Annotated in this window: 11 protein-coding genes; 7 read left to right on the top strand and 4 right to left on the bottom strand. The window is 50.3% G+C overall.

Annotation, left to right across the window (positions count from 1 at the left end; translation table 11 throughout):
* The first annotated feature begins 164 nt into the window (after window positions 1–164).
* Complete coding sequence (locus tag KJS57_RS12540) at window positions 165–884, top strand: L,D-transpeptidase family protein (protein ID WP_213655047.1); 720 nt, start codon at window positions 165–167, stop codon at window positions 882–884.
* Between the two features lie 70 nt (window positions 885–954).
* Here KJS57_RS12540 and KJS57_RS12535 read toward each other — a convergent pair whose 3' ends face one another.
* Complete coding sequence (locus tag KJS57_RS12535) at window positions 955–1,998, bottom strand: HD-GYP domain-containing protein (protein ID WP_211020771.1); 1,044 nt, start codon at window positions 1,996–1,998, stop codon at window positions 955–957.
* 218 nt (window positions 1,999–2,216) lie between these two features.
* Between KJS57_RS12535 and KJS57_RS12530 the strand changes: the two genes are divergently transcribed.
* Genes KJS57_RS12530 through KJS57_RS12515 form a run of 4 tightly spaced genes read left to right on the top strand, consistent with a single transcriptional unit; the run spans window position 2,217 to window position 6,409 of the window.
* Window positions 2,217–3,809, top strand: a complete 1,593-nt coding sequence (locus KJS57_RS12530) for a spore germination protein (protein ID WP_211020772.1) — start codon at window positions 2,217–2,219, stop codon at window positions 3,807–3,809.
* Between the two features lie 6 nt (window positions 3,810–3,815).
* Window positions 3,816–5,021 carry a Ger(x)C family spore germination protein gene (locus KJS57_RS12525; RefSeq protein ID WP_213655046.1) on the top strand — a complete coding sequence of 402 codons (1,206 nt, stop codon included), beginning with the start codon at window positions 3,816–3,818 and terminating at the stop codon, window positions 5,019–5,021.
* Between the two features lie 17 nt (window positions 5,022–5,038).
* Complete coding sequence (locus KJS57_RS12520) at window positions 5,039–5,257, top strand: hypothetical protein (RefSeq protein ID WP_211020774.1); 219 nt, start codon at window positions 5,039–5,041, stop codon at window positions 5,255–5,257.
* Window positions 5,258–5,287: 30 nt separating this feature from the next.
* Window positions 5,288–6,409 (top strand): GerAB/ArcD/ProY family transporter, encoded by a 1,122-nt coding sequence (locus tag KJS57_RS12515; protein ID WP_213655045.1) that lies wholly within the window; start codon window positions 5,288–5,290, stop codon window positions 6,407–6,409.
* A gap of 10 nt (window positions 6,410–6,419) precedes the next feature.
* Here the strand turns inward: KJS57_RS12515 and KJS57_RS12510 are convergent, their stop codons facing one another.
* From KJS57_RS12510 to KJS57_RS12500, 3 genes are all read right to left on the bottom strand, one after another.
* A complete protein-coding gene (locus KJS57_RS12510) occupies window positions 6,420–7,271 on the bottom strand; it encodes a prohibitin family protein (RefSeq protein ID WP_213655044.1) in 852 nt (283 codons plus the stop codon).
* A gap of 122 nt (window positions 7,272–7,393) precedes the next feature.
* Window positions 7,394–8,173, bottom strand: a complete 780-nt coding sequence (locus KJS57_RS12505) for an ABC transporter ATP-binding protein (RefSeq protein ID WP_211020777.1) — start codon at window positions 8,171–8,173, stop codon at window positions 7,394–7,396.
* A gap of 122 nt (window positions 8,174–8,295) precedes the next feature.
* Window positions 8,296–10,014, bottom strand: coding sequence for an ABC transporter ATP-binding protein (locus KJS57_RS12500; protein WP_213655043.1), 1,719 nt, complete (start codon window positions 10,012–10,014; stop codon window positions 8,296–8,298).
* 236 nt (window positions 10,015–10,250) lie between these two features.
* Between KJS57_RS12500 and KJS57_RS12495 the strand changes: the two genes are divergently transcribed.
* Entirely contained in the window at window positions 10,251–11,114 is an 864-nt protein-coding gene (locus KJS57_RS12495) for a class I SAM-dependent methyltransferase (protein WP_211020779.1), read from the top strand.
* Window positions 11,115–11,116: 2 nt separating this feature from the next.
* Window positions 11,117–11,884 (top strand): RluA family pseudouridine synthase, encoded by a 768-nt coding sequence (locus KJS57_RS12490; RefSeq protein WP_211020780.1) that lies wholly within the window; start codon window positions 11,117–11,119, stop codon window positions 11,882–11,884.
* Window positions 11,885–11,891 lie beyond the last annotated feature (7 nt).

Here is an 11,891-nt window from a genome sequence, read left to right as displayed (position 1 = left end):
CTATCATAATAAATTTTATTTCTGTATTTTATTGTTAGTTTCATGAATCGTATGCTATATTGGCCGCGATGCGAATTCTGTTCTTGGCAGCGGATCAGGGATACCTGGAATGAAAATAAATGTCATGGGTATCCTATCCTCAAATAATCATTTCGAGGACTGCCATGATCTCAACAATCGTTTGTCTTATGCGACGGGTTACTTTGGCGGCTTCCGTTCTGTTTGTGCTGTTGAACGGATATTCCGTTAATTTCGTAAACCCTCAACCGGTCGCTGCCGACCCTTCGTTGCCGATTCAGAAGGAGGACGGCATTTTTGCGATCGAAATCTATCCGCTTCAGCACAAGCTGGTCGTGCTCGTACAAGGGGAGCCTTTCAAAACTTACAGGATCGCCGTAGGCAATCCCTCCACCCCAACCCCTGTAGGCGAATATCAGGTTGTTTACAAGGGTAAGAACTGGGGGCCCGCTTTTGGCCCGCGCTGGCTTGGTCTCAATGTCCCTTGGGGCATTTACGGCATACACGGAACGAACCGGCCATATTCGATCGGCCAGCATCTCAGCCATGGCTGCATTCGAATGCAAAATCGAGATGTGCTTGATCTGTATGAGTTGATACCGGTCGGGACCAAGGTTACCATCTACGGACATGTTCTCGGCTATGCCAGCCAGGAGCCGCGAAATCTGGCTGAAGGCGATGTGGGCGGAGACGTCCAGCTCATTCAATCCCGCTTGAAAAGCGCAGGTTACTTCCAGGGAGTATGCAACGGCAAGTTCCGTTCGGACACCGCCTCCGCCCTGAGAAAATTTCAGGATGACCGCCAATTGCCCGTCAACGGGGTTGTCGACTTTCGGGTTTACGAAGAGCTTGGCTTAGTGGAATAACGACAGCGAGTACGACAATGCAAAAGCCGGGTTCCGCTTAAATGCGGAACCCGGCTTTTTAATGCCTTAACTACATAAAAATATCCTCTACAACAATGTCGCGTTCCACCGCCAAATCCCGAAAACGGTCTTTAACCTGGACCAGCGGTCTGAAAAAATCGCTCGGATTGTTCCAAACAATCGTTGCGGTTTCGCCATTGCTCAAGCGAGCCTGTTTCCCGATGAATTGCGGAATCAAATGGCGGGCAAGCGCCTGCACCGCCCGTTCGTTGAGTTCACCGAACCCAAGCTCGTACACTTTGCGGAGCACCGTTAGCAAACCTAAGCGGCCCTTCGCATTGTCTGGTGACGTCATTTCCACATAAGTATTGGCCACAGCGACAATTTGAGCGTACGGGTGAATCTCGTCCTTCTTCAATCCCTGAGGATAACCCGAGCCATCCTCGCGTTCATGATGCTGCAGCGCAACCAGAGCCGGAACTTCATCCGTCATGGAATCGCGGATAATTTCGTAGCCGTACCTCGTATGCCGCTTCAATTCGTCAATCTGCGCCTCATTGAATGGACCGGTATGATTGCGCAGTTCTTGGCGGAGTTTGCTTTTACCGATATCGTGCAAATACCCTGCCTTACTGATCTCGTAACATTCCGCCGGCGTGTATCCGAGCCAGGAAGCAATGTAATAGGACAAAAGACCCACTTGCAAAGAGTGCGTGTAAAGATTGGTGTCGTTTTCTCCAAAAGTGATCAACAGGGATACGACGTCTTTTTCACTGTCAATGATTTCGAGCATTGGCTGGAGCTTTTCTTCCACCATGGACTGGTTGAATTTCCCCGTCGTCAGCGCTTCGAGAAATATGGACTGGTAGCCCAGCACTGTGCGCTCGAAATTTTCTTTCAGCCGGTTCGTAAAATCCTGACGGTTCAGGCCTGAGAGAGACAGCTCGTCTTCTCTGGGCTCAATGTCCACATAGTTAATGTTTTGACGGATGAGAAGAGCAATTTCTTCTTTATGTATGCTTGTTCCTTTGGGAAGAACGTGGAGACCTGCCTGGTTAAATATGTCCGTCCGCAGCCGATCCCCTTCTTGAATTTCCATTACATGAGTTTTCAATTTAGCCCCCCTCTTATCTCGTTACTTCATTATATGATAGCGGATTCTCGCTGTTTGCCGGAATAAGGCGGATTTATGCTAGCTGCTATATCTTAAATATCGATCAAACGACATCACAAATAAATAGTTCCAAAGTCTGTATTTCCTTTCACAGAATAATTTTCCTGATTTTCGAGAATTTTATATGCATCATATGATTCACAAGGGAGGTCATCATTTTGCCAATTTGGAGACGTCCGAAGCATTCCGGGACCACCGGCGGAGACAAATCGAAGAAAACGGACGGGCAGCCGCCAAATACACTCCCTCCTTCCCGGCCATCGACTGGTAAGAGTCTCGAGAATAAGCTCGACTGGTTTCAACAACAATTTAAGAATTGCTCGGATGTGATCGTACGTCAATTTGATCTCAGTTCGGGACAATCCAGCGCTCTGATATACATTCGCGGATTGATCAACCAGACTACCGCCCAAGACTTCATCATCCGGAGCCTGCAAGAAGAAGCGGATAGCTTGGAAAAACCTGAAGATATTTATAAATTTCTGTTTGAAGACAAGGGACTGTCCGTATCCCAAAACAAGATTACTGAGGATATGAACGAAGGCTTGGACGCAATATTGGACGCAGGGGCTCTGCTGCTGATCGACGGGGACAACCGGATGATGACTTTTTCCATTTCGTCTTATCCGACCCGATCGATTGAGGAACCTCCAAATGAATCTGTCATCCGCGGACCACGTGAGTCATTCATTGAAGATTTGGAAATCAACCTCACCCTCATGCGCAGACGGCTAAAGAACAAGGGCTTTAAAACGGAATCCCTGATCATCGGGACAAAAACAAAGACCGACATCGTGCTCACATACATCGATGGCATATGCAAGCCCGAACTGGTAGATGAAATGAAGCGGCGCCTTTCCTATATCGAAATCGACAGCGTTCTTGGCTCGTCTTATATTGAGGAATCGATCGAAGACAACCCCTATTCTCCCTTCCCTCAGGTGCAATATACGGAGAGACCGGACGTCGTCGCCGCTGCATTGCTAGAAGGACGATTGGGGCTTTTCGTAGACGGAACGCCGATGGCGCTTATTGTTCCGGTCACGCTTACTATGTTGCTGCAATCTTCGGAGGATTATTTCCAACGCTTTATCGCTGCGACATGGATACGTTGGATCCGTTTCTTTTTTTCTTTCATTTCATTGCTGTTGCCTTCTCTGTATATCGCCATTACAACGTTCCATCCGGAGATGATTCCTCCGCAATTTTTAAGAACCATCGCAGCCGCTAGGGAGATCGTTCCGTTTCCTGCCTTTTTGGAAGCGTTCATGATGGAGCTGGCGTTTGAAGCACTCCGGGAAGCTTCGGTCCGGATTCCGAAATCAATCGGCCAAGCCGTCTCCATTATCGGAGCCTTAATCATAGGCACCGCCGCCGTGGAAGCGGGTATCGTCTCCGCCGCCATGGTCATTATCGTTTCGCTGACCGGGATCGCCTCTTTTATCATCCCGCATTTTGACCTTGGATTATCGTTCAGGCTCCTGCGGTTTCCGATCATGTTTCTTGCTGCGATGTTTGGCCTTTACGGTATCGCGTGCGGATTGATCCTGATCTATATCCATCTGAACAATCTGGCGTCGTTCGGAGTTCCTTATTTGTCCCCGGTAGCTCCGCTAGTGGTTTCGGACTTGAAAGATACCGTTGTCCGGGCACCTTGGTACAAAATGCATAAACGCCCGCTTCAAACAGCTGCTGTAAACCCCACTAGGCAGAAAAAAGACTCTCGAGGTTGGGCCAAAGATAAAGGATGATGAGATATGAAGCTTCTGACAAGACCGGCCTTTCGCGGAGCTTTGGCTATTCTGTTGCTGACCGCCATTTGCGGCTGCTGGTCGGCCGAGGAAATCAATAACCGAGCCTTCGCCATGATGATGATCGTAGATGAATCGGAGGACGGTCAAACGGAAATAACGCTTGGCTTTCCCCTGCCCAATCGGATGATACCAGGCTCGGCAGGAGGGGGAGGCGGAGCCACCACCGGTGATCCTTATACGTTTACGACCAGAAAGGCGAAAACGATTAGCGAAGCCGTGGAGTTGATCCAGCTTGATAACTCCAGAACGATCTCATTCGGTCAAACCCGGGTAATCGTAGTCGGCCGCAAGTTTGCCGAGAAGGGGATTGATCCAGTGCTGGAATTCGTTTCCCGGCAACCCGCCTTTCATCTTAGTTCCAATCTGTTCATAACTCCGAATAAGGCGACGGAGGTCTCACAAGTGCCAACCATATTCGAACGCTTCATTGCGGATATTTTACTGAAATTTATAACACAGAAGCAGACCCTCGACACGACGGTCAAGGATTTCTTAATGGCGAGGTACAAGGGCGGAGACATTCTTCTTCCGTTGCTAAGTTTTTCATATAAACCCGAAGTGGGCGCAGCGGATTCCTCTAAGATGAAACATTGGATGGGTACCGACGGAGCTGCCATTATGCGTGAAGGAAAAATGAGCAAAATCGTCCTGACTGATGAGGAATTAAGAGGCGCGCTCTGGATTAGTTCCCAGCTCGACACCTCCATCGTCACCTCTTCTTCTCCAACCGATGGAAAAGAGGTTACCGCCGTTGCGCAAGGCATTGGAACAAAAATCTTACCCGTCATAAAGAACGGCGAAATCTCCTTCAAAATCGAGAGCAGCGCGAGCGCATATATCCTCTCTTCCAGTTCCGATATCGATTTGAAAAGCCAGGAGGCGCTCAATCAGATGCAAGAAGCATTTCAAAAAAACATTGAGAAGAGACTGCGACAGGTCATCGATAAAACACGAAAAGCCAAATCCGATTCATTTTTAATGAATCAATACTTGTTCTGGAGATATCCAAAGGCTTGGAACCGGATAAAAGACGAGTGGAGAACCTATTATTCCGAGAAAATGCCGATCGATATATCCGTAAAGATCACCATTAAACGTACCGGCGGTGAAATTCGTTCGGTCAATTTACAAGAATATGAAGAAAAATAACGGAAGGCAGTGAAACAATGATCTGGATAGGTGCCATGTTTCTCGTGATCATCGTGTTCGAGTGGCTGAGTCAACGGAAGGCGAAGGTTAAACGCCGCGATAAGTGGATTGTGCTTGGGATTTCGGTCGGTCTGTTACTGCTTTCGGAAGTTTTATTTAAGCTCAAAGACAAGTGGAATGTAACCATGTTATTTGAGTTTGTCGGCAAATCCATTGATGTCTGGATATCTGGCTGAGGATCTTGAATAAGGAGGGAGTGAATCATCATGCAAAAGAGCGTTTCCAGCACCCAAATCTTTTCACTCTATAACTTGCATATTTTTACCACGGTCATTGCCTTTCTGCTCGGCATGCTGATCTCAAGCAGTCATTTTTCAGCTCCCGTTGCGACGGTGATCGGCGCATTTCTTGCCGTTGCGCTCGTCTACCCTTCTTATATAGTGGCTTCTTCCCGCCCGAATGAGTTTCTTACGGAATTCGGCGGGGAACTGGTCGGCAGAGGTCCGCACACGATATTTATTCTGATCATTGTGCTGATTAAATTGTTGCTTTCAGCCTTAAATCTGAGAGAGATGTCCGATTTCCTTTTGTCCATCTATTTGATCGATACACCTTCCTGGTCCGTCGTACTGATCTTCGGAATCTGCATCGCTTACGCCGTCAGATCCGGCCTGAGTACAATTTTCCGTGCGGCACAGGGCATATTTCTGATCAGTGCCATAGCGTTTCTGATGATCCCGTTTCTGGCCATGATGGAAATAGAAAAGGATGCTCTCATTGCGTTGGCAAGTCATTTACATTTCACAGACATAACCCATGGAGTAATTTACAACTTAGGAATGTTCGGCGAGCTTGCTTTTCTCTTTCTTCTGTACCCTTACTTAAAAGAACCCAAGAAAGTGATGAAAACCTATTTCTTTACGACGCTTAGTTCTCTCATTATTATCTTGTCCCATCTCATTCCCGTTCTGCTTACGTTCGGGGTGGACTTGGGTTCGAACCTCGTATATCCCGACTTGGAGTTAATTCGGTTTATTCGGGCAGGTTCATTTATAGAAACGCTTGACCCGATTCTGATTCTACTCTGGTTGACCAGCATTTTCGTCAAAATCTCATTCTTGTGCTTCACGGCCGTCATCTGTATAGCACAATTGACCGGGGTGAAGGATTATAAATCATTATCCCTGCCTATCGTTGCCTTCGTAGGCGTACTGTCCATCGCGATGGCCAGATCGCAGCAGGAACTGTCTAATTTCACGGCCAAAAATCTTTCTCCATTCGTGCTTACCGCTGAATATGTCATCCCAGCTATTTACATGATCATGTACTTCATACGGCGAAAAAAGAACAAATCAAAACCCGCCGAGACCAAGTCGGCGGGTTCCTGAGGGATATCGCTTACGGTTGTCCGCCGGTAAGCGACTGAATATCGATAAACGGAGTGGCTCCGCCTGTCACGGACGGCAAACGTCCGTCCCATTTCTCGAGTGCCTTCTCCTGCACCTCGATCTGTTTCAACTGAACCAGCTCAGGCGTTACTTCCTGTTTCTTCAATTTCAACGATTCCGCCTCGGCCTGAGCCTGCGCTATCTTCTGTTTCGCTTCGATCTCAATCCGCTTGAGGTCATTGCTCGCTTTAAGAGCTTGCTGCTGTGCCACTTGCTTGGCTTCGATCGATTGATTGAACGCATCGGAAAATTTAAAGTTGACGATGTTGATTTCATTGACGATCAAGTCGTATTTAGCCAGCCGATTCGTCAAATGCTCGCTGATTTCCCCGGCGACAACATCGCGCTTCGCAATCAGATCCTCGGCCTGATAACGGGCCGTTACTTCCTTGACGATCTCCTGTACGGCCGGGTTAATGATGATGGCGTCGAAGTTACCGCCGATATTATTCATCAGGTTATAGGCGGATTCCTTATTGACCGAGTAGTTGACCGCAACATGAGTCGAAACCGGCTGAAGATCCTTGGACGAGGCGCTCGTATCCGTCTCCGCCTTCGTAACTTGCGTGTTTACCTGAATCACCGACTGCACGAATGGAACCTTTAAATGGATTCCCGGTGATAATATGTTGCTGTTCAGCTTGCCGAACGTTTTATACAATCCGACATGTCCATATTCTACCTGTGCAAAGCTGCTTGCCCCTACAATGATCACTAGTAATCCGATGAGGACTGTTGCAGCCGCCCCCCGCAATTTGATTTCCTTTTTTGGCCCCTTGTTGGTTCCCGTTCCTGTCTCCATTTGCATCCCTCCGCTTTATCTATTGCTGCCGTTTCTCGGCTGTAACAGAAGATAACTTCCATTAACGGTTAATACGTACTAAGCGGAAAAAGGTGGCAAAAACAGAACGCGAAAAACATCTTTTATTTCCGGGACAACCAGGCGCGGTTTCCGTTCCAGTCAACCTGGACCGGCATTTCGAAAAACTCGGAAAGCGATTCGGTACTGAGCACCTCCGAGGTCTTCCCTTGCGTGAATTCCCGTCCCCGCCGGAGCAGGAGGGTGTGCGCGAAGATCGGCAAAATCTCCTCCGTATGATGCGTCACATAAAGCATGTTGGGAGCGTCAGGCTGACGAGCCAGTTCGTTGATGCTGTCCAGCAGCCCTTCTTTGGATATAAAATCAAGACCGTTGGTGGCTTCATCAAGAATGAGCAGCTTCGGCGAAGCCATCAACGCCCGCGCGATCAGAAGCTTCTGTTGTTCACCCTGGGAGCAGGTTTGATAAGTCCGGTCCTTTAAGTGTCCGCACCGAAGCTGTTCCATCAAGGCCGCCGCCCGGTCAAAGTCCTCGTCCTCCGGTTTGTCATACAAGCCGAAAGAAGCGAATTTGCCGCTGACCACCAGATGCTGGGCTTTTTCCCCGCTATGGATTCGTTCCTGGAGCGAGGAGCTTACCCAGCCGATCGATTTACGGAGCTCCCGCAAATCGATCTCTCCGAACTTATGGCCAAGAACGTGAATCTCCCCTGTGGTCGGCCAAATATATCCGCAAAGCAAATTAAGCAGCGTCGTCTTCCCGGAACCGTTCAAGCCGAACAGAGCCCAATGCTCTCCTTCGCCAACCTTCCAGTCAATCCCGTCGAGGACGGTTTTTCCCTCCCGCATCCAGCTGACATTCTTCATTTCAATGCATTCGTTCATGTGCCCTATCCCCCCGAAAAAAATAACAGTAACCTCAAGCTACTCCCGCATCTCCGGTTTGTCAACCCAGGGCTGCTTCGAAAACATTGATCTACGCATATGGTTCCAATCTGCAATTCAGATTAATTCGCCCCGAACTGAGCCTGATGCAAGCGGCTGTAATGGCCGCCGGCGCCGACCAGTTCCTGATGGCGTCCCTGCTCCGATATGCCTTCTTCCGTCACGACGACGATCCGGTCGGCATTTTTGATCGTGGCAAGCCGGTGGGCGATCACCAGCGTCGTTCTTCCTTCCGACAGTTCGGCCAAGGACTTTTGGATCGCCATTTCGGTTTCGGTATCCAGCGCCGATGTCGCTTCATCGAGGATGAGGATCGGCGGGTTTTTCAGGAACATCCGCGCAATCGCCAGCCGCTGCTTCTGCCCGCCGGACAGCTTGACCCCCCGCTCGCCGATTACCGTATCCATGCCTTCGGGCTGCGCCTGAATAAAGTCCTCCAATTGGGCGCGCCGCGCCGCCGCCCAGATTTCCTCCTCGCCTTGGCCAAGCTTGCCGTAGGCGATGTTCTCGCGGATCGTGCCCGAGAATAGGTAGACGTCCTGCTGGACGATCCCGATATTGCGCCGTAATGATGACAGCGTCATGCTGCGGATGTCTTTTCCGTCAATCGTAATATTGCCGCCGGCCAGTTCGTAGAACCTCGGCAGTAGACTGCACAGCGTCGTTTTCCCGGCTCCGGAAGGGCCGACGAAGGCGATCGTCTCCCCTGCAGCAATATTGAGGCTGATGTTGCTCAGCACATGCGCGCCGTCTTCATATCCGAAGCTCACTTCGTTGAACCGGATATCCCCTCGGAGCCAGCCGGCGTCGACCGCATCCGGCGCGTCGGCCACATCAGGCTCCGTATCCATGATTTCCAGGTATCGCTTGAACCCAGCGATCCCTTTCGGATAGCTCTCGATGATTGCATTAATTTTCTCGATCGGCCGGATAAAGACGTTGGCCAACAGCAGGAATCCGATAAACTCGCCATAGGACAGCTCGCCGCGAATGACGAACCACGTCCCGCAGATCATGACAAACAACGAAACTAGCCGCATCAGCATATAGTTGACCGACAGGCTGCCGGCCATGATTTTGTAAGCCCGGAGCTTGGTGCTCCGGTAACTGCTGTTGTTCTCGTTAAATAGTTCCTTCTCATGTTCCTCGTTGGCAAATGCTTGTACGACACGAATTCCGCCGATGTTCTCTTCGACCCGGGAATTGAAGTCCGCCAGGGCCGAGAATAGCCCTCGGTACGTGCTAGTCATTTTCCCGTTAAAATAAAGCGCGGTCCACACCAGCACCGGTACGACAAGAAACGTCAGAACGGCCAGTTTCCAGTTGATCGCCAGCATCAGCAGGAACGAACCGATCAGGGTCATCCCGGCGATGAACACGTCTTCGGGACCGTGATGCGCCACTTCGCCGATGTTGTCCAGATCGTTCGAAATGCGCGACATCAAGTGGCCTGTCTTATTGTTGTCATAGAAGCGGAACGACAGCTTTTGCAAATGATCGAACATGCTTTTACGCATTTTCGTCTCGATATTAACGCCCAGCATATGGCCCCAGTAGGTGACGATATAATTCAATACCGTATTCAGAACATAAACGCCCAGCAACGCGGCGCAAGCCCATACGATCATGGACCAGTTTTTGCCCGGCAGCAGTTTGTCCACAAACTGGTTTACAGCGATCGGAAAGCCGAGCTCCAGCAGCCCCGCTACCACTGCACAGGTAAAGTCCAGAATAAACAGTTTTTTGTACGGAATGTAATATGAAAAAAATCGGCGAAGCATCGTTACTCTCTCCCATCTATATGCATCTACTGCTGTTCAGACTATCACAGAACACCGTCTATTCAAAGACCCAGGTTGGCTTTAGTTGTTTCCTGCCCTTGACGCTTGGAGAATTTCGCCGAAGGCTGGCATGGCAATAGAAAAATAAGGTACAATAACTAGCGAACCCGAGAACTCTGGAATCGTTCAATTAGAGCGGCGCAGACCGTTCTTTAGACGGAAGGAAGGATTATGAAATGTACGTAGCAAACGACTGGCAAGATTATGAAGTCATTGATACCGGAGATGGCGAAAAGCTGGAACGTTGGGGCGATGTTGTCCTCCGGCGCCCGGATCCGCAAATTATATGGCCGATCCGCGAGGAGAGCCGGCAGTGGCGCGAAGTTCATGGCCACTACCATCGCAGTTCATCCGGCGGTGGACAATGGGAAATGAAGAAGCAGCTTCCCGAGCGCTGGACGGTTTCCTATGACCGGCTTAAATTTTATATCCGGCCAACCAATTTCAAACATACCGGTTTATTCCCGGAACAAGCGGCCAACTGGCGCTGGATGATGGACAAGATTTCCGCGGCCGGCCGCCCGATCCAAGTACTTAATCTGTTTGCCTATACAGGCGGTGCCACCGTGGCAGCCGCTTCCGCCGGCGCTTCGGTCGTTCATGTCGACGCGGCCAAAGGCATGGTGCAGTGGGCGAAGGAGAATCTAGCGTTATCCGGGCTTGGCGACAGACCTGTCCGCTTCATCACGGACGATGTTTTCAAATTCGTGCAGCGGGAACAACGCCGCGGCAACAAATACGACGCGATCATTATGGACCCGCCGTCTTACGGCCGCGGACCGAACGGCGAGATGTGGAAACTCGAGACGAGCCTGTATCCGTTTGTGGAATCCTGTATGTCGATCCTATCGGATACGCCTTTGTTCTTCCTCATCAATTCCTATACCACAGGAATTTCTCCAACGGTTCTTCACAACATTCTGTCGATGACCGTGAAGCGCCAGCATGGCGGAGTCATTTCCTCAGGCGAATTAGGCCTGCCGATTACGAAGTCCGGCCTAAATCTTCCTTGCGGGATTCTGGGCCGCTGGGAGGAATAAGCATGCCAGCCGAACCGTTGCACACGTCAGGGCACCCTCGGATGGCAATCCTCTACGAGGATAACCATTTACTCGGGATCGAGAAGCCGGTGAACGTGCCGACCCAGGAGGATGCCAGCGGTGACCCGGACCTGCTCAGCTTGCTGAAGGAAGATATCAAAGAGCGGTACGACAAACCCGGCAATGTGTATCTCGGACTAGTCCACCGTTTGGACCGTCCGGTGGGAGGAGCGATGATCTTCGCCAAGACATCCAAAGCGGCCTCAAGATTGTCCGAAGCGGTGCGCAGCCGTAAATTCGACAAGTCTTATATGGCGGTGGTCCGGGGGATTCCAGGTAAACAGAGCGGTAGGTTGACCGATTTCCTTTTGAAGGATGAACGTACCAACACCGTCCGGGTCGTTCCCAAAGGTACGCCGGACAGCAAAGAAGCGATTCTGGATTACCGCGTGCTGGGCAGCTCGCCTCAGGACAACTTGTCCCTGGTGCAGATCACGCTTCTTACGGGCCGGTCGCATCAGATCCGGGTCCAGTTCAGTCACATCGGCTGCCCGCTATACGGAGATCAGAAATACGGTAGCGCGGTCAACAAACCCGGTGAGCAAATTGCATTGTGGTCACTGTATGTCGGCGTCCCTCACCCAATCACGAAGGAGCCGGTCGATCTCATTTCGATGCCGCCGCGCCAGTATCCTTGGAATCTTTGGGAAGAGACGATTTACAAGCAGACTGCGGAGAATTGTACGGCGGGTTACAACGGTAACTTTTAATAACTAA

Origin of the sequence: Paenibacillus vini (genome assembly GCF_018403325.1) — a bacterium.
Taxonomy (GTDB): domain Bacteria; phylum Bacillota; class Bacilli; order Paenibacillales; family Paenibacillaceae; genus Fontibacillus; species Fontibacillus vini.
Note: the sequence above shows the minus strand (reverse complement) of the source record. Positions and strands in the feature narration are given on the sequence as shown.